Below are 23,027 nucleotides of genomic sequence, written 5' to 3'. Positions count from 1 at the left end.
GCCCTCACCGCCCGCGACCCCGACCGCCTCGCCAAAATCCTCGCAAACCACATGCGAAACAGCTGGGAACGCGTCAGGCAGACGCTCCCGTAGGGCCTCAGGCGGCGATCAGCGCTTCCCCGTCGTGGCGCGCGATGGTGACGTCGACGACATCGCCGACGGTGAGGCCAGACGGCAGGCGCACCAGCGCGAAGCCCTCCGTATGGCCGACGTCGCCCCGCTCGACGAGGACGCTCTGGCGGGTGCCGACCTGGGTCGCGAGAAACCGCCGGCGGGCCTCTTCGCCGACGGCGCGCAGGCGTCCGGCGCGCTCCTTCACCACCTCGCGCGGCAGTTGCGGCATGCGCGCCGCCGGCGTGCCGGGCCGCGGCGAGAAGGGGAAGACATGGAGGTGCGTCAGCCCGCATTCGCCGACGATGGCGAGCGAGCGCTCGAACATCTCCTCGGTCTCGGTCGGAAAGCCGGCGATGATGTCGGCGCCGAAGACGATGTCGGGCCGTGCCCGCCGCACGCTTTCGCAGAAGCGGATGGCGTCCTCGCGCAGGTGCCGGCGCTTCATGCGCTTCAGGATTATGTCGTCGCCGGCCTGCAGTGACAGGTGCAGATGCGGCATCAGCCGCCGCTCGCCGGCGATGGCGGCGAGCAGTTCCTCGTCCGCCTCGACGGAATCGATCGACGACAGGCGCAGCCGCGGCAGGTCCGGCACGTGCTTGAGGATCTGGCCGACGAGCCGGCCGAGCGGCGGCGCACCGGGCAGGTCGCGGCCATAGGCCGTGAGATCGACGCCGGTCAGCACCACTTCGCGATAGCCGTTGCCGACGAGGCGCCTGACGGCCTCGACCACCGCGCCCATCGGCACCGAGCGGGAGTTGCCGCGCCCAAAGGGGATGATGCAGAAGGTGCAGCGGTGATCGCAGCCGTTCTGTACCTGCAGGAAGGCGCGTGCGTGGCCGTCGAAGCCGTCCACGAGATGCGTCGCCGTCTCGCGCACGGCCATGATGTCGCCGACCGCGGCCTTCTCGCCCTCGGCGAGCCCGCGCCAGCTCGGCGCTTCGAGTTTCTCGGCATTGCCGAGGACCTTCGCGACCTCGGGCATCGTCGCGAAGCTCGCCGGGTCGACCTGTGCCGCGCAGCCGGTGACGACGACCGTCACGTCCGGCCGCTCGCGCTTCAGACGGCGGATGGTCTGGCGCGCCTGGCGCACCGCCTCGCCTGTGACGGCGCAGGTGTTGACGACGACGAGCGCGTCGTGCCCCGCCGCCTCGGCATGGCGCTTGATGACCTGCGACTCGACGATGTTGAGCCGGCAGCCGAAGGTGACGACCTCGACGCCCATCAGGCCGTTTCCGCAAAGAGCTCCGCGGCGAACCGGCCTTCGTGCTCCAGCTCGACCGGCCCCGTCATCATGACGTGGCCGTCGCTCTCGCGCCAGTCGATGAGGAGGTCGCCGCCCGGCAGCGTGACACGCACCTTGCGTCCGGTGAGGCCCTTGCGTGCGGCGGCGACGGCGACGGCGCAGGCGGCCGAGCCGCAGGCGCGCGTCAGGCCGGCGCCGCGCTCCCACACCTTGACGACCACGTGCTCCGGGCTCTTCACCGCGGCGAGTGAGATGTTCGCCTTCTCGGGGAAGATCGGATGGTTCTCGAGGAGCGGCCCGAGGCGGGCGAGGTCGTGGGCCTCGACGTCTTCCACCCAGAAGATGGCGTGCGGGTTGCCCATGCTGACCACCGAGGGCGAGTGCAGCGCCGGCGCGTCGATGGGGCCGATCTGCAGTTCGATGGCGCGCGTGTCGCGGAACTCCTCGGCGAGCGGGATCTCGTCCCACCTCAGGCGCGGCGCGCCCATGTCGATGGTGAAGAGCCACTCGCCCTCGCGCCGGCAGGCGAGCAGCCCGGCCTCGGTCTCTAGCAGGAGCTCGTCGCGCGCCCCGTCCCGCGTCAGCGCCCAGGCGACGCAGCGCGTGCCGTTGCCGCAGGAGGCGGAGAGTGAGCCATCCACGTTGTAGATCAGCATGAAGGCGTCGGTGCCGGGCGTGCGCGGGTCGTTGAGCACCATCAGCTGGTCGAAATGCGAGGCGGGATCGGCCGCGATGGCGCGCGCCTCGGCGGGCGTGACGACGTGCCGCTCCCCGCGCAGGTCGAGCACGACGATCTCGTTGCCGAGGCCGTTCATCTTGAGAAAGGGGTGTCCGATCAGCGCGTTCATCGTGTCGTCCGGCGGCCGGGCCGCGAAATTCCTCCGGTATATGGGCCATGTCGCGCAAAAGCGCGAGTCCCTTCCGCAACGGCGCGTCTCGCGGCCTCGCCCAAAGCCGCCTATGGTCGGGGAGACTGGGGAGGGCGATTCGCGGGTTCGCGCGAACGGTTGGGTGCGGCAGATGACGACGGCTTCGTGGCCCTTGATCGGTGCGGCTCGCGGCAGGATCTTCGCCGCCGCTTGCGCTCTCGTCCTCCTGTTCGCGGGACCGGCGGCGGCTGCGCCGGCGCCGGCTGATGCCCCGGCTATGGGCGCTGCTCCGGCCGCTCCCGCCGAAGTCCCTCCGCCGGCGGACGCTCCGCCCCCGCCGCCGGGCCTGTCGACACCCGCGCAGCCGACGCTCGTGCCGCCGCCGGCCAATGCAGGCGATGTCGACGAGGTGACGCTGCCGGAGAAGCCGGGCGCCATCGCGGGCGGCCGGGCGCAATGGGACGATGCCGTCAAGACCCTCAAGGAGACGTTCGGCAAGCTGCGCATCTTCCTCGACGGTGCCGGCGTCAAGATCGCGGGCCGCCCCGTGGTGCTCTTCCTCGAAACGGACGACACCGGGTTCCGCTACGACGCGCTGCTACCGGTCGAGGCGGCCCCGGCTGCGGGCGCAGCCCCGCCGGAAGGCATCCGCTTCGGCACGACGCCTTCGGGCAAGGCCCTGCGCTTCGTGCACAAGGGCCCTTACGACGAGATCGATTCCACCTACGAGGCGATCACCGCCTATCTCGATGCCAAGGCCATCACGGTCCGCGACATGTTCATCGAGGAATATGCGACGGACCTGACGAGCGGCGACGATGCCGGCCTCGAGGTCTATATCTACGTCCAGCCGGCCGAAGCGGGCGCGCCTCCGCCCGCCGCCCCTCCCGGCAGCGCGCCGCCCCCGGCCTCCGCGCCCCCGGCGGCTACGCCGGCAGAGCCCGGCTTGGACGCTCCGAAGACACCTGAAGCGGGAGGGCCGCAATGAGCGAGATCGCGGTCAAGCGCGTCTACGACCCTCCGGAAGAGGGGGACGGCAAGCGCATCCTGGTGGACAGGTTATGGCCGCGCGGCGTCGCCAAGGAGACGGCGCCGTGGGATCTGTGGCTGAAGGAGGTCGCGCCCTCGCCGGACCTGCGCAAGTGGTTCGGCCACGAACCGGCGAAGTGGGAGGAATTCCAGGCCCGCTACCGCGCGGAACTCGATGCGGCGCAGGGCGATGCCAAGGCGGGCCTTGCCATGCTGCGGGCCGAGGCGGCCAAGGGCAAGATCACCCTGCTGTCGGCTGCCCGCAGCCGTGAACAAAACAGCGCGGTGCTGCTGCAGGCGTTTCTGCTGGGACGGCAGGAATAGGCACGGACAGCTCATCCCAGCCCCATCATAGGCCCACGCGGACGCTGAAGCTCCTCCCTCCCCCCACGAAGTGGCGGGGAGGGTTGGGTTGGGGGGCGGTGCAGCAGGCAGGTAGTTTGCAAGTCATGGCTGGGGTCCCGTTGCCCTTGCGGAGCCGCCCCCCACCCCTAACCCCTCCCCGCCGCAAGCGGGGGGAGGGGAACAGCGCGGCTCGTATGTGGCCTCTCGATCTTTATCTCTGCAGCGTCTCTGCAGCGGGCGAGACGGCGGCGCTCATTCCCTTTTCCTTGACTCGCAAGGCCTGCCGCAGCATAAGGACGCGGTCAAAGCCCGAACGGTCCGTTCGCGAGCCGCCGCCCAGCCCGTGAGGCTGGAGGTCAACACCCGACAGCGCGTTGCGCCCTCGGGTGCGTTTCGCTTTGGGCCCTCGGGTCACGGGAAGACATGATGCGACGCGCTGAGGCGGACATTGCGGAACGGATCGGGGCGGCCCATGTCGGGCGCAGTGCCTCGTCCTGCCCGCGTGCCGGCAGGACCCCATCGGAGGACCGCTAGACGATGTTCGAAAGCCTGTCCGACAAGCTGTCCGGCATTCTCGGCTCCCTGACGCGCCGCGGCGCGCTGACCGAGAACGACGTCAACGAGGCCCTGCGCGAGGTGCGCCGCGCGCTGCTCGAGGCGGATGTCGCCCTCGAGGTGGTGCGCTCCTTCACCGATACGGTGCGCAGCCGCGCCGTCGGCGCCGAGGTCATCAAGTCGGTCTCGCCGGGCCAGATGGTCGTCAAGATCGTCCACGACGCCCTCGTCGAGATGCTCGGCAAGGAGGCCGAGGGGATCGACCTCAACGCCCCCGCGCCCGTCGGCATCCTCATGGTCGGCCTGCAGGGCTCGGGCAAGACGACGACGACGGCCAAGATCGCCCGGCGCCTCTCCGACAGGATGAAGCGCCGCGTGCTCATGGCCTCGCTAGACACGCGCCGCCCGGCGGCCATGGAGCAGCTCGCCGTGCTCGGCAAGCAGGTGGGCGTCGACACGCTGCCCATCGTCGCCGGCCAGTCGGCGGTGCAGATCGCCCGTCGCGCCATGGAGGCGGCCCGCCTCGGCGGCTACGACGTCGTCATGCTCGACACCGCCGGCCGCGTTACGGTCGACGAGGCGCTGATGGCGGAGGCGGCCGAGGTGCGTGCCGCGACTGCGCCGCACGAGGTGCTGCTCGTCGCCGACAGCCTCACCGGCCAGGATGCGGTCAATACCGCTAAGGCCTTCGACGGGCGCCTCGGCGTCACCGGCATCGTGCTGACCCGGATGGACGGCGATGGCCGTGGCGGCGCCGCGCTCTCCATGCGCGCCGTTACCGGCAAGCCTATCAAGCTCGTCGGCACAGGCGAGAAGGTCGATGCGCTCGAAGAGTTCCACCCCGAGCGCGTCGCCAACCGCATCCTCGGCATGGGCGACATCGTCTCCCTCGTCGAGAAGGCGGCCGAGACCATCGACGCCGAGAAGGCCAAGCGCATCGCCGACAAGATGCGCAAGGGCGCCTTCGACCTCGACGACCTGCGCGAGCAGCTCGGCCAGATGGAGAAGATCGGCGGCATGAAGGGCGTGCTCGGCATGCTGCCGGGCATCGGCAAGATGAAGGCCCAGCTCGAGAACGCCAATCTCGACGACAAGGTCATCCGCCGCCAGCGCGCCATCATCGATTCCATGACGCCGAAGGAGCGGCGCAACCCTGACATCCTCAAGGCCAGCCGCAAGAAGCGCATTGCCGCCGGCTCCGGCACCAAGGTCGAGGACGTCAACAAGCTGCTGAAGATGCACCGCCAGATGGCCGACGTCATGAAGATGATGGGCAAGGGGGGACGCGGCGGCATGGGCGGGGCGCTCGGCAAGATGTTCGGCCTCGGGGGCGGCATGCCGCAGCCGACGCCGGAGATGCTGGAGCAGCTCAAGGGGCAATTGCCCGGCGGCCTGCCCGAGACCATGCCCGGTGGCGCCGGCGGCCTGCCGCCGCTGCCGCCCGGCGGTTTCGGGGCGCCGAAGCTGCCCGGCCTGCCGGGGCTCGGCGGCAAGGGGCCGGGAGCGCCCGGTCTTCCCGGCTTCCCCTTCGGCAAGAAGAAGTGAGCCTTTGAAGAGATCAACCCGCTGCGCGTGCGGCGGCTGATATCGGCTCCGGCGGACCTCTGGGTGCCGCCGGGCTGGACCAACTGAAAGTGGAAAGGAAGAACCTATGTCTCTCAAGATCCGCCTGACGCGCGGCGGCGCCAAGAAGCGCCCCTACTACCGCATCGTCGTCGCCGACTCGCGCTCCCCGCGTGACGGCCGCTTCATCGAGAAGATCGGCACCTACGATCCGATGAAGGCCAAGGACGATCCGGCCCGCGTCGCGCTCGACATCGAGAAGGCCAAGGCCTGGATCGCCAAGGGCGCCCAGCCGACCGACCGCGTGCTGCGCTTCCTCGACAACGCCGGCGTCCTGAAGCGCCCGGCCCGCAACAACCCGCAGAAGGCCCAGCCGGGCAAGAAGGCGCAGGAGCGCGCCGCCGAGCGTGCCGCCGCGGCCGAGGCCGCTGCCGCGCCGGCTGAAGCCGCCGAGGCGTGAGCCGCCGCTCCTCAAGGGCGACCGGGCCGTCGTCCGCCGCTCCCGCTTCGTCGGGCGCGGCGCGGCGGCTCGTGCTCGTCGGCGAGTTCGGCCGCGCGCAGGGGCTCAGGGGCGAGGTGCGGCTCAAGTCCTACACGGCCGAGCCGGCGGCCATCGCCCGCTTCACGACCCTGCAGAGCGAGGACGGCAGCCGCCGCTTCGGCATCGAGGCGGCGCGGCCCGTCGCCGGCGCGGCCGACATGCTCGTCGTGCGCGTCGCCGGCATCACCGACCGCACGGCGGCCGAGGCGTTGACGCGCCTGCGCCTTTACGTCCCGCGCGAGAGCCTCGATGCCGAGACGCTCGAGGAGGACGAATACCTGCAGGCCGATCTCATCGGCCTTGCCGTCCACAATCCGGCCGGCACCGTGCTCGGCCGCATCGTCGCCCTGCACGATTTCGGGGCCGGCGACGTCATGGAGGTCGCCCCGGCGGAGGGCGGCCCCACCGTGATGTGGCCGTTCACCAAGGCCTTCGTGCCGGAGGTGGACATCGCCGGCGGCCGCGTGGTCGTGGCGGCGGAGAGCCTCGCTGCGAGGGACGAGGACGACGAGGGCGAGGGCTGACCCATGTGGCAGGCCACCGTCCTCACCCTCTATCCGCAGATGTTCCCGGGCCCGCTCGGCGAGAGCCTTTCGGGCGAGGGGCTGGCGCGCGGCCTGTGGCATCTCGACACCCATGACATCCGTCCCCACGGCCTCGGCCGCCACCGGGCGGTGGACGACACGCCCGCCGGCGGCGGCGCCGGCATGGTGCTGCGCGCCGACGTGCTCGCTGCCGCCATCGACGCCGCCGCGCCGGCGGACGATCCGCGGCCGCGCCTCCTCATGAGCCCCCGCGGCCGCCCGCTCGACCAGGCGCGCGTGCGCGCCCTTGCCGCCGGCCCCGGCGCAGTCGTCGTCTGCGGCCGCTTCGAGGGCGTGGACGAGCGCGTCATCGAGGGACGCGGGCTCGAGGAGGTGTCGATCGGCGATTACGTGCTCTCCGGCGGCGAGATCGCTGCCATGGTGCTGATGGACGCCTGCGTGCGCCTCCTGCCCGGTGTCATGGGCAAGGAGGCCTCGGGCGAGGAGGAGAGCTTCGAGGGCGGCCTGCTCGAATATCCCCATTACACGCGCCCGCGCGAATGGGAGGGGCGCGCCATTCCCGACGTGCTGCTGTCCGGCAATCACGCCGCCATCGCCCGCTGGCGGCGCGAGGAAGCGGAGCGGCTGACGCGTGCGCGCCGACCGGACCTGTGGCAGCGGCGGAAGACCTAAAGAAGCCGCGCCTACTTCTTGCCGTTGCCGGCGAAGGCCGCCGTCACGCCGAGGCCGATGTAGAGGCCGCCGCTGACATAGCGCTCAAGCCTGAGGAAGCCGCGGCTGCGCTTCAGCCAGTTGCCCGCCGTGCCGGCCGCGAGCGCGTAGAGGCCGTCGGTCACGAGGCCGAGCGCCGTGAAGATGAAGCCCAGGAAGGCGATCTGCATCGCCACGTGGCCGCGGCCCACCTCCACGAACTGCGGCAGGAAGGCGAGGAAGAACAGCGCCGTCTTCGGATTGAGCAGGTTGACGATGAAGCCGTCGCGGAAGAGCCGCGCATGGCTGTGGCGGGGTAGGGCCACATCGACCGAGGTGATTTCGGCAGGGCCGAAGAGCTTCCGGAGGCCGAGCCAGATGAGATAGGCCGCGCCCGCATATTTGACGATGCTGAAGGCGAGCGCCGAGGAGGCGAGCACCGCGGACAGGCCAACGGCCGCGGCAAAGACATGCACCAGCGTCGCCGCATGGATGCCGGCGATGGAGACGAAGCCGGCAAGCCGCCCCTGCTCGATCGAGCGGGCGAAGATGAAGAGCACGGCCGGGCCGGGGATCAGCAGCAGGAGCAGGGCGGCGCTGACGAACAGGCCGAGATTGGCGGCGCCGGGGATGACGATGTCCATTCCGCACGTCCTCGTGAAGGATTTTCGTCATCAAGCCCGCGGCGGGGCGAAGCTGTCAATCGGGTTTTGTGGGTTTCAGATGGTGTGCCAGGGCCCCTCACCCTGACCCTCTCCCCGCTTGCGGGAAGAGGGAACATCGCGCGCTTCAAGGCGACCTTGAGCCGAGGACGGCAGCCTCTGCCGGGAGCCTCCCTCTCCCTGCCTGTGGGGAAGAGGGGTGGAGTGAGGGGCTAAGAAGAACGCGGGTAAACAAGATCGGGCAGGCGGCCAGGATCACCCCTGCTCACAATGCCGGCGATAAGCGGGCATGACGGCTGGGAAGCGCATCCCGCCGTCATGGCCGGGCTTGTCCCGGCCATCCACGTCCCGCAACCGGGTGCCCCCGCACAGCGTGGATCTACCAGGGCCTCAGCCCTTGGCGCCCTTGGCGCGGTCGATGCCTTCCTGGATGAGGCGGCGGGCTTCCTCGGCGTCCCCCCAGCGCACCACCTTCACCCACTTGCCGGGCTCGAGGTCCTTGTAGTGCTCGAAGAAGTGCTCGATCTGCTTGAGCGTGATCTCGGGCAGGTCCGTGTAGCTCTCGCAGCGGTCGTAGCGCTTGGTGAGCTTGTGCGAGGGCACGGCGATGATCTTCTCGTCCTGGCCCGCCTCGTCCTCCATGATGAGGACGCCGACCGGGCGGCACGACATCACGGCGCCGGGAATGATGGCGCGCGTGTTGGCGATGAGCACGTCGCAGGGGTCGCCGTCGTCGGAGAGCGTGTGGGGAATGAAGCCGTAGTTCCCCGGGTAGCGCATGGCGGTGTAGAGGAAGCGGTCGACGACCAGCGTGCCGGCCTCCTTGTCGAGCTCGTACTTGATCGGCTCGCCGCCGATCGGCACCTCGATGACGACATTGACGTCGTGGGGCGGATTCTTGCCGATCGCAATCGCGTCGAGACGCATCGGTATGTCACTCCTGAGGGCAGAATGGTGCGCCGCACCCTTGCGGCCGCCCCTCTAGTAAGCGCCCGAGCCCGGCTTCGCAAGCCGGGCGTGCTCGTGCGAGGACGTGTCAGCAGGAACGAGGATCAGGCGAAGGTGTAGGCCACCTTGGCGCAGGGCCGCCCACCGAAGAGGGCCTTGGCCTCCGCCGCGACGCGCCCGCCGAGGCGCTCGTAGAAGCGGCAGGCACGCTCGTTGTCGCTGAGCGCCCAGACGACGAGGCCGCGGCGGCCCTCCGCCGCCAGCTCCTGCCGGGCCGCGGCGAACAGGCGTGTGCCGAGGCCGATGCCCTGCATCACGGGGTCGATATAGAGCTCGTCGATCTCGCCGCCCTGCGGCAGGTTGAGGCTGCGCGTCGGCCCGTAGATGGCATAGCCCGCCAGCTTGCCGCCGAAATCGACGACGCTGATGCGGCGCGGCCGCGTCACCGCATTGCGCCACCAGCGCGGCCCGCGGCGGGCAACCATCTGCTCGAGGACGACGCCGGGCAGGACGCCCCGGTAAGCTTCCTTCCAGGCCGCATCATGCACGGCCGCCAGTTCCACCGCATCGGTGGGGCGTGCCGGTCGCAGGCTGATGACGAGCTCGCTCATGACAACCAAAATACGCGCGCTTCGCCCCCCCTTACAAGGCCCACACGCCTTGTTGAACAGGCTTTGTGTATCTACATCGGTGAGATTGCAGGCCTCGACCGGGGCTGCTATGCCCCCGCGGGATGTAAAGCCTGCGCGCCCAAGGCAGGCCCATGGCGGGCAGGGCCGCAGGCCGCGTGCATGTGTCGAGAGGACGCTTGATCAACCGTTTCCGAAAGCCGGAGGAGCGCTATCGGCGCCGCATGGCGCGCATCGCCCGCTGGGACCGGCCCGTCGCCGACGGGCTCGACCGCTGGCGCGCCTGGGTCAACATGGTCTTCGTCGACCACGGCATCTTCCGCCTCGCCTATCTCAACAGCCATCGCGTGACCGAGCGCTTCTGGCGCGCCGCCCAGCCGGCGCCGCACCAGATCCGGGCGGCAGCGCGGGCCGGCGTGCGCACCATCGTCAATCTGCGCGGCGGGCGCGAATACGGCTCCTGGCCGCTCGAGCGCGAGGCCTGCGAACAGCTCGGCATCCGGCTCACCGATTTCGTCGTGCGCTCACGCGGCGCGCCCGACCGTGCCACGATTCTCGCGGCCAAGGACTTCTTCGAGACGCTGGACTATCCGGTGCTGGTGCATTGCAAGTCGGGCGCCGACCGGGCCGGCTTCATGGCGGCGCTCTACCTCATCATCCACGAGAAGCGGCCGGTGGCGGAGGCGATGCGGCAGCTCTCGCTGCGCTTCGGCCATTTCCGCTTCGCCAAGACCGGCATTCTCGACGCTTTCTTCGAGACCTACCGGCGCGAGGGCGAGCCCAGGGGGCAGGATTTCCTGACCTGGGTTGCCGAGAGCTACGATCCCGAGCGGCTGGAGCGCGAGTTCAAGCCCGGCTTCTTCTCCGACATCGTCGTCGACCGCATCATGCGGCGCGAGTGAGATAACCTGGGCTATTTGGCCGCCTGCACGGGCGTGACGTCGTCGGCGAGCTGCAGGCGGTAGAGCTTGGCATAGATGCCGTCGCGGGCGACGAGCTCGTCGTGCCGCCCGGTCTCGGCGACGCGCCCCCCGTCCATCACCACGATGAGATCGGCGTCGCGCACCGTCGACAGGCGATGGGCGATGACGATGGTGGTGCGCCCGCGCATGAGCCGGGCGAGCGCCTCCTGCACGGCCTTCTCCGACTCGGTGTCGAGCGCGCTCGTCGCTTCGTCGAGGAGGAGGATGGGCGCATCCTTCAGGATGGCGCGGGCAAGGGCGATGCGCTGACGCTCGCCGCCCGACAAACGCGCGCCGGCGCTGCCGACGCGCGTCTCGTAGCCTTCCGGCAGCCGGGCGATGAAGTCGTGCGCGGCCGCCGCCTTCGCCGCCGCCTCGATGGCCGCGTCGTCGGCGCCGGGGCGGCCGAAGGCGATGTTGGCGCGCACGGTGTCGTCGAACAGCACCACCTCCTGGCTGACGACGGCGATGTTGGTGCGCAGGCTGGCGAGCGTCGCCGCGCGCACGTCCATGCCGTCGATGGTGACGCGCCCCTGCGTGACGTCATAGAGGCGCGGCACCAGCGACATCAGGGTCGACTTGCCCGAGCCGGAGCGGCCGACGAGGGCTGTCGTGCGGCCGGCCGGCAGGGCAAGGTCGACGCCCTCGAGCGCCGGCACGTCCGAGCGGTAGTGGAAGTGCACGTTCTCGAAACGCACGAGGCCGGAGGAGACGGCGAGCGGCCGGGCGCCGGGCCGGTCGAGGATGGTCGGCTTCTCGTCCATCACCGCGAAATAGCGCTTCAGCGCCGCCATGGCCTCTTGGACGATGGCGTTGAGATTGCCGATGGCGCGGATGGGTTGCGCCGCCATCAGCAAGGCGGCGACAAAGCCGGTGAAGTCGCCGACCGTGCTCTCGCCGCGCATGATGCGCCAGCCGATCAGCACCAGCACCCCCGCCACGGCGACGCCGCCGCCGATCTCGAGCAGCGGGTCGAGCTTGGCGCGGGCGTTGGCCGCCTTCATCTTGAGCGCGCGCACGGTTTCGAAGGCGTCCGCCGCGCGCTGCTTCAGATAGCCCTCGAGCGAGAAGACCTTGGCGACGCGCACGCCGGCGAGGCTCTCCGAGACGTGGCTCGCCATGGCGCCGATCTCTTCCTGCGTCGAGGTGGCGACGCGGCGCAGCTTGCGGCCGATGCGCGAGATCGGCAGCGAGGCGAAGGGCGCGACCACGGCGGCGGCGAGCGTCAGCCACGGGTCGATCCACAGCATGGAGATGACGAGGGCGATCACCATGCCGAGGTCGCTGAGGAAGACGGTGAAGACGCGCGTCAGCGCCTCCTTGATGAAGGCGAAGTCGGTGGTGAAGCGCTGGGTCAGTGCCGCCGGGCTCTCGCGCCCGAGCTGGGCGATGTCGGCATCGATGAGATGGGCATAGAGCGCGCTCTGCATGTCGGCCTCGACGCGCGTCACCACCTTGTTGGTGAGCACCGCGCGCGCCCACAACGCGCCGCCGCGGATCGCCGTCAGCACGATGACGAGGATGGGCCCGAAGAGAAGGGCCTCCTCGTTCTTCTGCTCGAAGGCGTTGAAGGCCTCCTTGATGAGCAGCGGATAGGCCCCGGTCGCCGCCGAGACGACAGCGATGAGGAGGAGGACGAGCGCGAGCGTTCCCCAGTGCGGCCGCACCCATTCGCACCACAGGCGCATGAGGGTGGGCAGGGTGTCTCTCGTCACGAGGGGTGGGCGCTTGCGCATGGGCTGGCTCATGGCCTGAGCCGCTAGCACGGGGCGCAGCCCCGCACAACGGGTGGCAGACCGGTCAGGCCGTCGCGGGCCGGGGACCGAGGAACCTGAGGCAGGTGAGCGCCCAGGCGATGCCGGCGCTCCAGCCCGCCAGCACGTCCGAGGGCCAGTGCACGCCGAGGAAGACCCGGCTGAGCCCGACCACGACGATCATGGTGACCGCCGCGGCAAGCACGAAGCGGCGCGCCGCGGGGCTTGACTGGCCGGCCGCCGCCAGCGCCCCGATGACGAGGAAGAGCGTCGCCGTCAGCATGGCATGCGCGCTGGGGAAGCTCGGTGTGTAGACCGTCACCTCGTGATTGACGAGGTCCGGCCTGGCCCGGGCGATGACGTGCTTGAGGGCGGTGTTGAGGATGACGCCGCCGACGAAGGCGACGGCGATCACCCCCGCCTCCCGGCGGGCCCCGTCCGCGATGCAGTAGGCGATGGCGGTGAGGGCGAGGAGCACCAGCACCGTGATGCTGCCGAGCGCCGTCGCATCGCGCGCCGCGACGATGAGCCACCACGGCCCGACGGGATTGCCCTCGCCATCGCGCAGGGCGAGCAGGATGCTGCGGTCGAAGGCCCCGACTGTCCCGGCGCCGAGGCTCACGGCGAGCAGGACGAAGGGCAGGGCGGCAAGGCAGATCGCGGGCCAGCCCGCCCGCCACGGAAGAGCACCGGATGCGTGCGTGTACGCCATGGGAACGCCGGCCACCGTCTATCCCGCCAGTTTGGCGGCAACCGGGCCGAAGGCTGATACCACCTGCTCGTAGACGCCCCGTTTGAAGGGGATGACGAGGTCGGGCAGCCGCTCCAGGCGCTCCCAGCGCCAGCTGTCGAACTCGGCCTTGTGGCCGCCGCCGGGATTGGCGACGTTGATCTCGCTTTCGTCCCCGTCGAAGCGGAAGGCGAACCAGCGCTGCTTCTGGCCGCGGTAGCGGCCCTTCCAGGCTTTGCCCATGAAGGCGCCGGGCAGGTCGTAGGTGAACCAGTCGGGTGCCTCGGCCATAAGCGAGATCGAGCGGATGTTGGTCTCCTCGTAGAGCTCGCGCATGGCCGCCTCCTGCGGCGCTTCACCGTCGTCGATCCCGCCCTGGGGCATCTGCCAGGCATGGTCGGGGCTCACCTTCTCGGTGTTGCCGTTGACCGGCCGCCGGCCGATGAAGACGAGACCCTGCGCATTGAACAGCGTGATGCCGACGCAGGGGCGATAGGGCAGATGTTCGAAACCCGACATGCTCAGCCTTTGGGATTTGCGATGAGGGAGGTCGCCGGCACGAGGAGGACGCCACGGCGCTCGAGGCTCGCCGTCCAGCGCGCCAGCTGGCGCAGGAGGGAAGGAGATCCCTCGGCGAGGATGATGGCCCGGCCGTTGCGCTGCGCCAGCCGCTCGGCACGCGCGAAGGCCTGCTCGACCGCCTCGGCCGCCATCGTCTGCGTCAGCGTGACGTCAGCTCCGCCTGCCGAGGCCAGCATGAGGAGGCCGCGCTGCTCGGCTTCGTGCGCGAGCGGGCCGAGCCGGTCCGCACCGGCCGCGGTGAGGATGCCGGCATAGCCGGCAAAGCGCGCCATAGCGGCGGTCAGCTCGGCGCCCGGGATCTCCGCGGGAAGCGACAGGAGCACTTCGTGCCCGTTCTGCCGCGCGGCGGCTGCGGCCTCCGGCAGCGCGGTGCCGGAGGCGACGAGTGCCAGCGTCACGTCGGCGGGCAGCGTCTCGATGGCCTGCTGGGTCGTCGCCGCGGAAAGCCCGAGCCCGTCGACCACGACGGCGATGCGGGCCGGCGCCATGGCGGCATGCGGGGGTGCCGGCCGCGCATAGACCTCGGCCGCCCGGCTGCCGTCGTCGCCGATGCGCGGCAAGGGGCCGGCCGGTGTCTCGACGGTGACGCGCGGATCGGGCGCAGGCGCAAGGCCGGGCTCGCTGCCGTCGGGCACGGTAATGATGATGGCGCCGGGCACGTTGCCGGCCGGCCGGACGACGGCGACGCCGGCGTTCTGCTCGACCTCGGACGCCGCGGTGCGGTTGCCGGCGGGCGGGCCGGGATCGCTCGGCGTCGGCTCGGCTGCCTCCCGCGGCGCCACGTGGGCCGGTGCGGCGGGCGCTGTCGCAACCGGCGTCTCGGCGGGGCGGAAGGGAGAGCGCGAGATCAGCGTCTCAGTCAGGAAATGCCCGCCGAACAGCAGGACGGCGGCAATCGCGACACCCCAGACGAGGCCGAAGCGCAGCAGGCGATCCCGGCCCGATGGTGCCGGTGGACGGCCGCCGTCGCATCCGAGCGGCTTGTCGAGATCCTTCAGCGTGGCCTGGGGCAAGATCGGCGTCTCCGACCGGGAGGTCCCGCGCGGGGCCTTCGACAGGGCTACGAATCAGACGGCCCACACCGCATTCTTTCAAGAATACGGGTGGGCCGTCGAGATGGCGCGGCCGGCAGGGCCGCGTCTGTCAGTTCGGGACGGCGGACTTCTCGGCGGTGGTCGCCGCGTCCTTGCGCGCACCCTTCAGCAGCTCGAGCGCCGCCTTGAGCTGCGTATCCTTCTCCGGGTCGGTCGGGACATAGGCCGACGAGCCGGAGGCTTCCTCCTCGCCGTTCTTCAGGTGGCCGCGCAGGCCCGCCTCGCCCTTGGTCTCGTCCTTGCCCTTGAGATCATCGGGCACGTCCTGCAGCACCTCGCGGTCCGGCTCGATGCCCTTGGCCTGGATCGAGCGGCCGGACGGCGTGTAGTAGCGCGCCGTGGTCAGGCGCAGGGCGCCGTTGCCGCCGAGCGGGATGATGGTCTGCACGGAGCCCTTGCCGAAGGACCGGGTGCCGAGCACCGTCGCACGCTTGTGGTCCTGCAGCGCGCCCGCGACGATCTCCGATGCCGAGGCCGAGCCGCCGTTGATGAGCACGACCACGGGCTTGCCCTTGGTCAGGTCGCCGGCCTTGGCGTTGAAGCGTTGCGTCTCATCGCTGTTGCGGCCGCGGGTGGAGACGATCTCGCCCCGGTCGAGGAAGGCGTCGGAGACGAGGATGGCCTGGTCGAGCAGGCCGCCCGGGTTGTTGCGCAGGTCGAGCACGTAGCCCTTGAGCTTGTCCCCCGGCAGATCCGTCGCGATCTTCTCGACGGCGGTCTTGAGGTTGTCGAAGGTCTGCTCGTTGAACTGCGTGACCCGGATGTAGCCGATGTCGTCCTCGGTCCGCGAGCGGACGGCGCGGATGCGGATGGTGTCGCGCGTCAGCGAGACCTCCACCGGGTCGTTCTGTCCCTTGCGCCGGATGGTCAGCTTCACGCTGGTGTTGACCGGGCCGCGCATCTTGTCGACGGCCTGGTTGAGGGTGAGGCCCTGCACCTGCTCGCCGTCGATATGCGTGATGAGGTCGTTGGCGAGGACGCCAGCCCGCGCGGCCGGCGTTTCGTCGATGGGGCTGACGACCTTCACGAGGCCGTCCTCCATCGTCACCTCGATGCCGAGGCCGCCGAACTCGCCGCGCGTCTGCACCTGCATGTCGCGGTAGCTCTTGGCGTCCATGTAGCTCGAGTGAGGATCGAGCGACGTCAGCATGCCGTTGATGGCCGACTCGACGAGCTTCGATTCGTCCGGCACGTCGACATAGTCGCCGCGGATCTTCTCGAACACGTCGCCGAACAGGTTGAGCTGGCGGTAGGTTTCGGCCGAAGCCGCCACCGCGCGGGTCGTCGTGAACAGGGGCGACTGGGTGACGACGACCGCCGCACCCGCCCCCATGAGGGCGCCCACCATCAGAAGAGAAATCTTACGCATCATCCGCGAACCTTTTCGCCCTGCGATTTCGCCCACCAGGGACCTGGGTCGATCGACCCGCCATCTTTCCGGAATTCCACGTAGAGCACGGGACCGTTCGTACCGGCAAATGCCGTCGAGAGTGGAGTCGCCGTCTCGCCCATGGCGGCGACCGGCTCTCCGGCGAGCACGAACTGTCCGAGCGCCACGGTGATCCGCTCCATGCCCGCCAGCAAGATATAGTACCCGCCGCCGGCGTTGATGATCAAGAGTTGGCCGAAGGATCGGAACGGGCCGGCAAATGCCACCCAGCCGTCCGAGGGGGCAGACACGACGGCGCCGTTGCGCGTCGCGATCGACATGCCCTTCGTGGTGCCGCCGAAGCCGTCCGGCGCGCCGAAACGGCGCAATGTGCTGCCGTTGACCGGCATCGGCAGCAGTCCTCTGGCTTCTGCGAAGGGAATTTTGGGTGCAAGACGCGCCGGATCGCCAAAGGGCGCGGCGGCGAGACGCTCCCGCATTTCCCGCGCCTGGGCCTCCGCGGCCTGCCTTGCTTCCTCGGCTGCACGCTGGGCGGCGGCGATCTCGCTCTCCATTTTTTGAATGAGATCGCCCAACGATTGCGCCCGCGCGGCGAGCTCGCTGGTCTTCCGGCTCTCGTCGGCCTCGGTTCGCTCCGCCTTCGCGAGGTCCTCCTGCCGGGCGGCGACGAGCGCGGCGAGGCGCTCGCGCTCGCCGGCGAGGGTGGCGAGGTCGCGCACCAGTGCCTCGCGGTCGCTGGCGATCGCGTCCTTCAGCCGCACGAGTTCGCCGAGATCGGTGGCGAGCGCCTCCGTCTCACCGCGCAGCTCGGGCAGGACGGCACCGAGAAGGATGGAGGAGCGCACCGCCTCGAGCATGTCGTCCGGGCTCGCCAGCACCGCCGGCGGCGGCCGGCGCCCCATGCGCTGCAGCGCCGCCAGCACCTCGACGATGACCTCGCGGCGGTTCTCCAGCGACTTGCGGATCGCCGATTCGCTGGCATTGAGCGTGGCGAGCCGCTGCTCGATGGCGCTCGCGCGCGCTTCCGCCGCCTGGGTGCGCTCGGTCGTCTCGATCAGCGCGGCGTTGAGCTTGGCGCGGTCGGCGCGCAGCGCCTCCACTTCCTCACGGATCCGGTTGCGTGCTTCCTCGCTCAGGCGCAGCTGTTCCTGCAGCTTTTCAAGCTCCTGCTCCCGCACCGTCCGCTGCTCTTCGGTCTGCGCGGCCCGATCGAGCGCGCGCTGCGCCTCAGGCGGGATCTGCGGCGCCTGTGCAGAAGGCTGCTGCGTGCCTTGCTGCGCGCCCTGCGGCGCATCTTGCGCGAGGAGCGGCGCCGCGAGGCCCGGCAGCAGCGCCAGCGCAGCCGCGATTCGGGCCGCACCTGATGCTGTCCGGCTCAGTCGTCTCGATGGGCGCAGCGGCATCCTTCCTCCGGCAGCCGGTCATTCACGATGATAGGGATGACCGGCAAGGATGGTCATAGCGCGGTAGAGCTGTTCTGCAACAAGCACGCGTACCAACTGGTGCGGCAGGGTCATGGCGCCGAAGGAGAGGACGAGGCGCGCCCGCTCCCGCACCTCGGGCGCGAGGCCGTCAGCGCCCCCGATCACGAAGGCGAGAGACGCCGCGCCCTCGTCGCGCCAGCCGGCGAGCGTCCGCGCGAAACCCTGGCTGTCGAGGGTCTTGCCGCGCTCGTCGAAGGCGACGGCCATGCTGTCGCCGATGCGCTGCAGCAGCGCAACGCCTTCCTCCCGGCGCCGGTCCTCCTCGCGGCGGGCGCGGCTTTCCGGCACTTCGGCCACGTCGAGCGCAGAAAAGCCGAGCGCACGCGCGCCCGCTGCGATGCGCTCCTGGTAGCGCTCGATCAGCGCCCGCTCCGGCCCGGCCTTCAGACGGCCGACGGCCGCGATCGCGAGACGCATGGGACGCTCAGCCGGCGATACGCTCGTGCGGCCGGTCGGCGCCCCACATCTTCTCGAGGTTGTAGAAGCCGCGCACCTCGGGCCTGAACACGTGAACGATCAGATCGCCGGCGTCGATCAGCACCCAGTCGCAAGCCGGCACGCCCTCGACCCGCAAGGGGCCGGTGCCTGCCGCCTTCAGGGCCTCCTGCAGCCTGTCGGCGATGGCGCCGACATGGCGATGCGAGCGGCCGGAGGTGATGATCATCGTATCGGCGATCGAGGTTTTGCCGGCGAGGTCGATTTCGACCGTCTCCTCGGCTTTCATTTCCTCGAGACAATGACGGGCGAGCGCCACGAGGTCGCCGTCGTGCCTTTCCGCGGCAGTTGGGGCCGATGAGCCGACCGCCGGGGGAGGGGAAGTATGTTCCGCCTCACCATGGGGCATGAGATTCAGTGCCTGATCCTCTTCAATGAATGGCGCAAACCGGGCGCCACGTTTCTTAAGATAATCGTCATTGGCTCGCGCTTCAACGCCGCTGCGCAGCCGCCGGCCCGGTGCGGCCCGTCTGCGCGCGCAAGAAGGTCGAGGACAGCGGCGAGCGCGGCCCGTGCAGGAAGACCCAGGCGGGGGGCTCGCGCTGCATAAGCGCGGCCGCCCTGTGCTCGGGCAGGCGGAAGGGCGCGAGCGCCATCGCCGCCCGCGCGCGGCAGGCCTTCAGCGTCGCGCCCGGCCGGTCCACCACTGCGATGGGGACGAGCGCCGCGATGTCGCGCCAGTGCTGCCAGCGATGGAAGCCGGCGAGATTGTCCGCCCCCATCAGCCAGACGAAGCGGGTGCCGGGGCAGCGGCGCACCAGATAGGCAAGGGTGTCGTAGGTGTAGCGCGTGCCGATGCCCGCCTCGAAGCCGGTGACATCGATGCGCGGGTGGTCGGCGATGCGGCGCGCCGCCGCGATGCGCTCGGCGAGCGGCGGCAGGGCGGCGTTGTCCTTCAGCGGATTGCCGGGCGTGACGATCCACCACACCCGGTCGAGGCCGAGCCGCTTGAGCGCCGTCAGGCTCGCCAGCCGGTGTCCTGCATGCGGCGGGTTGAACGTGCCGCCGAAGAGGCCGATGCGCATGCCCGGCCCGTGACGGGGCAGCGGGGGCGGCCCGGCGAAGCGCTGGTCGGGCATCAAGGCCGGGTCTGTCCGCTGCCGTGCACGCGATAGTTGAAGGAGGTCAGCTGCTCGACGCCGACGGGGCCGCGGGCATGCATGCGCCCGGTGGCGATGCCGATCTCGGCGCCGAAGCCGAATTCGCCGCCGTCGGCGAATTGCGTCGAGGCATTGTGCATGACGATGGCGGAATCGACCTCGGCGAGGAAGCGCGCGGCAGCCGCCGCATCCTCGGTGAGGATCGATTCCGTGTGATGCGAGCCATAGGTGTCGATATGGGCCATGGCGTCGTCGAGCCCGTCCACCACGCGCACGGCGATGATGGCGTCGAGATATTCCGTGCGCCAGTCCTCCTCGCTCGCGGGCGTGACGCGCGCATCGACCGCCTGCGTCGCCGCGTCGCCCCGCACGGCGCAGCCGGCGTCGAGGAGCATGGTGACGAGGGGCGCGAGATGCGTCGCCGCGCAGGCGCGGTCGACGAGCAGCGTCTCGGCCGCCCCGCAGATGCCGGTGCGCCGCATCTTGGCATTGAGCACGATGGTCTTCGCCATGGCGAGGTCGGCCGCGGCATGGACATAGACGTGGCAGATGCCGTCGAGATGGGCGAAGACCGGCACGCGCGCCTCGGCCTGCACGCGCGCGACGAGGCTCTTGCCGCCGCGCGGCACGATAACGTCGATATTGCCGCCGAGGCCGCCGAGCATGAGGCCCACGGCCTCGCGCTCGCGCGTCGGCACGAGCTGCACGGCCTCCGCCGGCAGGCCGGCCGCGGCGATGCCGCGGGCCATGGCGGCGGCGATGGCCGAGGCCGAGCGGAAGCTGTCGGAGCCGGTGCGCAGGATCGCGGCATTGCCCGCCTTGAGGCACAGCGCCCCGGCATCGGCGGTCACATTCGGCCGGCTCTCGAAGATGACGCCGACGACGCCGAGGGGCGTCGCCACACGCTCGATGACGAGGCCGTTCGGCCGCGTGAAGGTGGCGAGCGTGCGCCCGACCGGGTCGGGCAGGGCGGCCACGGCCTCCACCGCCGCGGCGATGGCCTCGACACGGCCTTCGTCCAGGGCGAGCCTGTCGATGTAGGAGGCCGCCTGGCCGTTGCGGCGCGCCTCCGCCACGTCCTCGGCATTGGCGGCGAGGATCGCGGCCTTGTCGGCGCGCAGGGCCGCTGCGGCCTCGTTGAGGGCGCGGGTCTTCGTCTCCTCTGGGGCGATGGCGAGGGCACGGGCCGCTATGCGCGCCCGGCGTCCGATGTCGTGCATGAGTGCGGCGATATCGTCGCTGCCGCTGATCACCTTGAGGCTCTCGCTCATCGTCCCCATTCCCGTTCGCCGGCCATCATAGCGGCCGGCCGTCGGCCAAACACCCGAAACCTGCGCCCCTCATTCCCTCCCTCTTGCGGAGGAGGGCAGGGCGCAGCTTTCGTCCATCTCATCCGCCCGCCAGCGTCATGTCGTCCCGGTGCACCATCTCGGCCCGGCCCGGATGGCCGAGGATCTGTTCGATGTCGCGCGAGGCGCGCCCGGCGATGCGCTGGGCGTCCTCCACGTCATAGGCCACGAGCCCGCGGCCGATCTCGCCGCCGGCCTCGTCGCGGATGATGACGGCATCGCCGCGCGCGAAATGGCCCTCGACGCGCCGGACGCCGGCCGGCAGCAGGCTGGCGCCGGAGCGCAGTGCCCGCGCCGCACCTTCGTCGACGACGAGCGCGCCCTTGGCCTCCAGCGTGCCGGCAATCCACTTCTTGCGCGCCGTGACCGGGTTCGACGGCGTCAGGAACCAGGTGCAGCGCGCGCCCTCGGCGATGGCGCGCAGCGGGTTCTTCACCCGTCCGTCGGCGATCACCATGTGCGTGCCGCCGGCGGTGGCGATCTTGCCCGCCTCGACCTTGGTGCGCATGCCGCCGCGCGACAGTTCCGAGGCGGCGCCACCGGCCATCGCCTCGATGTCGCGCGTGATGCGCGCGACGACCGGGATGAGCTTCGCGTCGGGGTCGCTCCCCGGCGGGGCGGTATAGAGCCCGTCGATGTCCGAGAGGAGCACGAGCAGGTCGGCGCCGGCCATGGTGGCGACGCGCGCGGCCAGCCGGTCGTTGTCGCCGTAGCGGATCTCGCTCGTCGCCACGGTGTCGTTCTCGTTGATGACGGGCACGGCCCGCATCTCGAGGAGCCGCGCCGTCGTGGCGCGGGCGTTGAGATAGCGCCGCCGCTCCTCGGTGTCGGCGAGGGTGACGAGGATCTGCCCGGCGGTGATGCCGTGATGGGCGAGCACCTCGGCCCAGGTGCGCGACAGGGCGATCTGGCCCACGGCCGCCGCCGCCTGGCTTTCCTCGAGCTTCAGCGGGCCCGACGGCAGGCCGAGCACCGTGCGCCCGAGCGCGATGGCACCCGAGGAGACGACGAGCACGTCGGCGCCGCGCCCGTGCAGTTCGGCGATGTCCTCGGCAAGCGCCGCGAGCCAGGCGTGCTTCAGCCGCCCGCGCGCCCTGTCGACGAGGAGGGACGAACCCACCTTGACCACGACGCGGCGGAACCTGTCGATCGTCGGGACGGCGGCCGCCGTGGCGGCCTCGGCGGTGGTGCTCAGGGATGCCAAGAGCTCTCTCCCTCGCCGGCCCCTTCCCTGTTTGTCGCCGCCTCGCGGCCGTCGTCCTTCTCCTCGTCGCGCGCGGCGTCGATCTCGGCGAGCAGCGCCCGCAGCGCCGTCTCCACCCCTTCGCCCGAGGCGGCGGAGAGCACGAGCGGCGTGCGGCCCGCCGCGCGCTTGAGGCGGGCGAGCTGCTGCTTGCGCGTCTCGGGATCAAGCGCGTCCGCCTTCGACAGCACTACGATCTCCGGCTTCTCGGCCAGGCCGTGGCCATAGGCCTCGAGCTCCCGGCGCACGACCTTGTAGGCCTTGCCGGCGTGCTCGCTGGTGCCCTCGACGAGGTGCAGCAGCACGCGGCAGCGCTCGACATGGCCGAGGAAGCGGTCACCGAGGCCGTGGCCTTCGTGCGCCCCCTCGATGAGGCCGGGAATGTCGGCGAGCACGAATTCGCGCGCGTCGACGCGCACGACGCCGAGCCCCGGGTGGAGGGTGGTGAAGGGGTAGTCGGCGATCTTCGGCTTCGCCGCGCTTACCGTGGCAAGGAAGGTCGACTTGCCGGCGTTCGGCAGGCCGACGAGCCCGGCATCGGCGATGAGCTTCAGCCTCAGCCAGATCCACATCTCGGCGCCTTCCTGGCCCGGATTGGCCCGGCGCGGCGCCTGGTTGGTGGAGGTCTTGAAATAGGCGTTGCCGAAGCCGCCGTTGCCGCCGCGCGCCAGCACGACGCGCTGGCCGATCTCGGTGAGGTCAGCGATCAGCGTCTCGTTGTCCTCGGCGAAGATCTGCGTGCCCTGCGGCACCTTCAGCACCACGTCGGTGCCCTTGGCGCCGGTGCGGTTCTTGCCCATGCCGTGCACGCCGGGCCGGGCCTTGAAATGCTGCTGGTAGCGGTAGTCGATGAGCGTGTTGAGCCCTTCGACGCATTCGACGATAACGTCGCCGCCGCGCCCGCCGTCACCCCCGTCCGGGCCGCCGAACTCGATGAATTTCTCGCGGCGGAAGGAGACGCACCCCGCGCCCCCGTCGCCCGAGCGGACGTAGATCTTGGCCTGGTCGAGAAATTTCATGGCACCACACGGCTCCCGCATCCATGGCGGGGAGCGGTTTTCCTACAGGAGACGAACGCCCGCGGCAACGCATGCGCGTCGCCGCGGGCAGG

Annotated in this window: 24 protein-coding genes; 7 read left to right on the top strand and 17 right to left on the bottom strand. The window is 70.6% G+C overall.

Annotated elements, in window-relative coordinates:
- Positions 1 to 97: 97 nt before the first annotated feature.
- Both mtaB and dapF read right to left on the bottom strand, forming a co-directional pair.
- On the bottom strand, positions 98 to 1,336 hold the full coding sequence (mtaB, locus tag GGR16_RS25325; protein ID WP_183318894.1) for a tRNA (N(6)-L-threonylcarbamoyladenosine(37)-C(2))-methylthiotransferase MtaB: 1,239 nt from the start codon (positions 1,334 to 1,336) through the stop codon (positions 98 to 100).
- On the bottom strand, positions 1,336 to 2,205 hold the full coding sequence (gene dapF, locus GGR16_RS25320) for a diaminopimelate epimerase (RefSeq protein ID WP_019402016.1): 870 nt from the start codon (positions 2,203 to 2,205) through the stop codon (positions 1,336 to 1,338). The genes mtaB and dapF overlap by 1 nt, the downstream gene beginning before the upstream one ends.
- A 298-nt stretch (positions 2,206 to 2,503) precedes the next feature.
- Here dapF and GGR16_RS25315 point away from each other — a divergent pair, with 298 nt between their 5' ends.
- The 6 genes from GGR16_RS25315 to trmD all read left to right on the top strand — a co-directional run bounded on the left by GGR16_RS25315 (position 2,504) and on the right by trmD (position 7,476).
- Complete coding sequence (locus tag GGR16_RS25315; protein ID WP_246373321.1) at positions 2,504 to 3,214, top strand: GyrI-like domain-containing protein; 711 nt, start codon at positions 2,504 to 2,506, stop codon at positions 3,212 to 3,214.
- Positions 3,211 to 3,579: a DUF488 domain-containing protein gene (locus tag GGR16_RS25310; protein ID WP_183318891.1), complete on the top strand. Its 369-nt coding sequence runs from the start codon at positions 3,211 to 3,213 to the stop codon at positions 3,577 to 3,579. The genes GGR16_RS25315 and GGR16_RS25310 overlap by 4 nt, the downstream gene beginning before the upstream one ends.
- Positions 3,580 to 4,137: 558 nt before the next feature.
- Positions 4,138 to 5,700: a signal recognition particle protein gene (gene ffh / locus GGR16_RS25305; RefSeq protein WP_019401066.1), complete on the top strand. Its 1,563-nt coding sequence runs from the start codon at positions 4,138 to 4,140 to the stop codon at positions 5,698 to 5,700.
- 106 nt (positions 5,701 to 5,806) lie between these two features.
- Positions 5,807 to 6,178 carry a 30S ribosomal protein S16 gene (rpsP, locus tag GGR16_RS25300; protein ID WP_019401065.1) on the top strand — a complete coding sequence of 124 codons (372 nt, stop codon included), beginning with the start codon at positions 5,807 to 5,809 and terminating at the stop codon, positions 6,176 to 6,178.
- On the top strand, positions 6,175 to 6,783 hold the full coding sequence (gene rimM / locus GGR16_RS25295; RefSeq protein WP_343059960.1) for a ribosome maturation factor RimM: 609 nt from the start codon (positions 6,175 to 6,177) through the stop codon (positions 6,781 to 6,783). Before rpsP ends, rimM begins: the two co-directional genes overlap by 4 nt.
- 3 nt (positions 6,784 to 6,786) lie before the next feature.
- Positions 6,787 to 7,476, top strand: coding sequence for a tRNA (guanosine(37)-N1)-methyltransferase TrmD (gene trmD, locus GGR16_RS25290; RefSeq protein WP_019401063.1), 690 nt, complete (start codon positions 6,787 to 6,789; stop codon positions 7,474 to 7,476).
- 11 nt (positions 7,477 to 7,487) lie between these two features.
- Here trmD and GGR16_RS25285 read toward each other — a convergent pair whose 3' ends face one another.
- The 3 genes from GGR16_RS25285 to GGR16_RS25275 all read right to left on the bottom strand — a co-directional run bounded on the left by GGR16_RS25285 (position 7,488) and on the right by GGR16_RS25275 (position 9,715).
- On the bottom strand, positions 7,488 to 8,138 hold the full coding sequence (locus GGR16_RS25285; RefSeq protein WP_019401062.1) for a LysE family translocator: 651 nt from the start codon (positions 8,136 to 8,138) through the stop codon (positions 7,488 to 7,490).
- A 408-nt stretch (positions 8,139 to 8,546) separates the two neighbouring features.
- The gene (gene ppa / locus GGR16_RS25280) at positions 8,547 to 9,083 is read right to left on the bottom strand and encodes an inorganic diphosphatase (protein WP_019401061.1); all 537 of its coding nucleotides are present in this window, start codon (positions 9,081 to 9,083) and stop codon (positions 8,547 to 8,549) included.
- A gap of 125 nt (positions 9,084 to 9,208) precedes the next feature.
- Positions 9,209 to 9,715, bottom strand: coding sequence for a GNAT family N-acetyltransferase (locus GGR16_RS25275; RefSeq protein ID WP_019401060.1), 507 nt, complete (start codon positions 9,713 to 9,715; stop codon positions 9,209 to 9,211).
- 197 nt (positions 9,716 to 9,912) lie between these two features.
- On the opposite strand from GGR16_RS25275, the gene GGR16_RS25270 reads away from it, so the two are divergent.
- A complete protein-coding gene (locus GGR16_RS25270; RefSeq protein WP_019401059.1) occupies positions 9,913 to 10,635 on the top strand; it encodes a protein tyrosine phosphatase family protein in 723 nt (240 codons plus the stop codon).
- An 11-nt stretch (positions 10,636 to 10,646) separates the two neighbouring features.
- Here GGR16_RS25270 and GGR16_RS25265 read toward each other — a convergent pair whose 3' ends face one another.
- The 12 genes from GGR16_RS25265 to obgE form a co-directional block, all read right to left on the bottom strand.
- On the bottom strand, positions 10,647 to 12,431 hold the full coding sequence (locus GGR16_RS25265; protein WP_183318888.1) for an ABC transporter ATP-binding protein: 1,785 nt from the start codon (positions 12,429 to 12,431) through the stop codon (positions 10,647 to 10,649).
- 64 nt (positions 12,432 to 12,495) lie between these two features.
- Positions 12,496 to 13,161: a phosphatase PAP2 family protein gene (locus tag GGR16_RS25260; RefSeq protein ID WP_019401057.1), complete on the bottom strand. Its 666-nt coding sequence runs from the start codon at positions 13,159 to 13,161 to the stop codon at positions 12,496 to 12,498.
- Positions 13,162 to 13,179: 18 nt separating this feature from the next.
- Positions 13,180 to 13,698 (bottom strand): RNA pyrophosphohydrolase, encoded by a 519-nt coding sequence (locus GGR16_RS25255; protein WP_019401056.1) that lies wholly within the window; start codon positions 13,696 to 13,698, stop codon positions 13,180 to 13,182.
- A gap of 2 nt (positions 13,699 to 13,700) precedes the next feature.
- The gene (locus GGR16_RS25250) at positions 13,701 to 14,774 is read right to left on the bottom strand and encodes a divergent polysaccharide deacetylase family protein (RefSeq protein ID WP_019401055.1); all 1,074 of its coding nucleotides are present in this window, start codon (positions 14,772 to 14,774) and stop codon (positions 13,701 to 13,703) included.
- 130 nt (positions 14,775 to 14,904) lie between these two features.
- Positions 14,905 to 16,224: a S41 family peptidase gene (locus tag GGR16_RS25245; protein ID WP_026014938.1), complete on the bottom strand. Its 1,320-nt coding sequence runs from the start codon at positions 16,222 to 16,224 to the stop codon at positions 14,905 to 14,907.
- Entirely contained in the window at positions 16,224 to 17,648 is a 1,425-nt protein-coding gene (locus tag GGR16_RS25240) for a murein hydrolase activator EnvC family protein (protein WP_183318886.1), read from the bottom strand. The genes GGR16_RS25245 and GGR16_RS25240 overlap by 1 nt, the downstream gene beginning before the upstream one ends.
- Positions 17,649 to 17,666: 18 nt before the next feature.
- Positions 17,667 to 18,146 carry a 23S rRNA (pseudouridine(1915)-N(3))-methyltransferase RlmH gene (rlmH, locus tag GGR16_RS25235; protein WP_019401052.1) on the bottom strand — a complete coding sequence of 160 codons (480 nt, stop codon included), beginning with the start codon at positions 18,144 to 18,146 and terminating at the stop codon, positions 17,667 to 17,669.
- A gap of 7 nt (positions 18,147 to 18,153) precedes the next feature.
- The gene (gene rsfS / locus GGR16_RS25230) at positions 18,154 to 18,573 is read right to left on the bottom strand and encodes a ribosome silencing factor (RefSeq protein ID WP_082312502.1); all 420 of its coding nucleotides are present in this window, start codon (positions 18,571 to 18,573) and stop codon (positions 18,154 to 18,156) included.
- Between the two features lie 82 nt (positions 18,574 to 18,655).
- Positions 18,656 to 19,303: a nicotinate-nucleotide adenylyltransferase gene (locus GGR16_RS25225; RefSeq protein WP_019401050.1), complete on the bottom strand. Its 648-nt coding sequence runs from the start codon at positions 19,301 to 19,303 to the stop codon at positions 18,656 to 18,658.
- Positions 19,303 to 20,595 carry a glutamate-5-semialdehyde dehydrogenase gene (locus GGR16_RS25220; protein WP_183318884.1) on the bottom strand — a complete coding sequence of 431 codons (1,293 nt, stop codon included), beginning with the start codon at positions 20,593 to 20,595 and terminating at the stop codon, positions 19,303 to 19,305. The genes GGR16_RS25225 and GGR16_RS25220 overlap by 1 nt, the downstream gene beginning before the upstream one ends.
- Positions 20,596 to 20,713: 118 nt before the next feature.
- Positions 20,714 to 21,877 carry a glutamate 5-kinase gene (gene proB / locus GGR16_RS25215; RefSeq protein WP_019401048.1) on the bottom strand — a complete coding sequence of 388 codons (1,164 nt, stop codon included), beginning with the start codon at positions 21,875 to 21,877 and terminating at the stop codon, positions 20,714 to 20,716.
- Entirely contained in the window at positions 21,865 to 22,935 is a 1,071-nt protein-coding gene (gene obgE / locus GGR16_RS25210; RefSeq protein ID WP_183318881.1) for a GTPase ObgE, read from the bottom strand. The genes proB and obgE overlap by 13 nt, the downstream gene beginning before the upstream one ends.
- Between the last annotated feature and the right edge of the window lie 92 nt (positions 22,936 to 23,027).

Source organism: Chelatococcus caeni, assembly GCF_014196925.1.
GTDB lineage: Bacteria > Pseudomonadota > Alphaproteobacteria > Rhizobiales > Beijerinckiaceae > Chelatococcus_A > Chelatococcus_A caeni.
Note: the sequence above shows the minus strand (reverse complement) of the source record. Positions and strands in the feature narration are given on the sequence as shown.

What these genes read in the sequence shown, in the direction of transcription:
- mtaB (WP_183318894.1), bottom strand. Translation starts at nt 1,336, where the DNA reads ATGGGCGTCGAGGTCGTCACCTTCGGCTGCCGGCTCAACATCGTCGAG.
- dapF (WP_019402016.1), bottom strand. Translation starts at nt 2,205, where the DNA reads ATGAACGCGCTGATCGGACACCCCTTTCTCAAGATGAACGGCCTCGGC.
- GGR16_RS25315 (WP_246373321.1), top strand. Translation starts at nt 2,504, where the DNA reads ATGGGCGCTGCTCCGGCCGCTCCCGCCGAAGTCCCTCCGCCGGCGGAC.
- GGR16_RS25310 (WP_183318891.1), top strand. Translation starts at nt 3,211, where the DNA reads ATGAGCGAGATCGCGGTCAAGCGCGTCTACGACCCTCCGGAAGAGGGG.
- ffh (WP_019401066.1), top strand. Translation starts at nt 4,138, where the DNA reads ATGTTCGAAAGCCTGTCCGACAAGCTGTCCGGCATTCTCGGCTCCCTG.
- rpsP (WP_019401065.1), top strand. Translation starts at nt 5,807, where the DNA reads ATGTCTCTCAAGATCCGCCTGACGCGCGGCGGCGCCAAGAAGCGCCCC.
- trmD (WP_019401063.1), top strand. Translation starts at nt 6,787, where the DNA reads ATGTGGCAGGCCACCGTCCTCACCCTCTATCCGCAGATGTTCCCGGGC.
- GGR16_RS25285 (WP_019401062.1), bottom strand. Translation starts at nt 8,138, where the DNA reads ATGGACATCGTCATCCCCGGCGCCGCCAATCTCGGCCTGTTCGTCAGC.
- ppa (WP_019401061.1), bottom strand. Translation starts at nt 9,083, where the DNA reads ATGCGTCTCGACGCGATTGCGATCGGCAAGAATCCGCCCCACGACGTC.
- GGR16_RS25275 (WP_019401060.1), bottom strand. Translation starts at nt 9,715, where the DNA reads ATGAGCGAGCTCGTCATCAGCCTGCGACCGGCACGCCCCACCGATGCG.
- GGR16_RS25265 (WP_183318888.1), bottom strand. Translation starts at nt 12,431, where the DNA reads ATGCGCAAGCGCCCACCCCTCGTGACGAGAGACACCCTGCCCACCCTC.
- GGR16_RS25260 (WP_019401057.1), bottom strand. Translation starts at nt 13,161, where the DNA reads ATGGCGTACACGCACGCATCCGGTGCTCTTCCGTGGCGGGCGGGCTGG.
- GGR16_RS25255 (WP_019401056.1), bottom strand. Translation starts at nt 13,698, where the DNA reads ATGTCGGGTTTCGAACATCTGCCCTATCGCCCCTGCGTCGGCATCACG.
- GGR16_RS25245 (WP_026014938.1), bottom strand. Translation starts at nt 16,224, where the DNA reads ATGCGTAAGATTTCTCTTCTGATGGTGGGCGCCCTCATGGGGGCGGGT.
- GGR16_RS25240 (WP_183318886.1), bottom strand. Translation starts at nt 17,648, where the DNA reads ATGCCGCTGCGCCCATCGAGACGACTGAGCCGGACAGCATCAGGTGCG.
- rlmH (WP_019401052.1), bottom strand. Translation starts at nt 18,146, where the DNA reads ATGCGTCTCGCGATCGCGGCCGTCGGCCGTCTGAAGGCCGGGCCGGAG.
- rsfS (WP_082312502.1), bottom strand. Translation starts at nt 18,573, where the DNA reads ATGCCCCATGGTGAGGCGGAACATACTTCCCCTCCCCCGGCGGTCGGC.
- GGR16_RS25225 (WP_019401050.1), bottom strand. Translation starts at nt 19,303, where the DNA reads ATGCCCGACCAGCGCTTCGCCGGGCCGCCCCCGCTGCCCCGTCACGGG.
- GGR16_RS25220 (WP_183318884.1), bottom strand. Translation starts at nt 20,595, where the DNA reads ATGAGCGAGAGCCTCAAGGTGATCAGCGGCAGCGACGATATCGCCGCA.
- obgE (WP_183318881.1), bottom strand. Translation starts at nt 22,935, where the DNA reads ATGAAATTTCTCGACCAGGCCAAGATCTACGTCCGCTCGGGCGACGGG.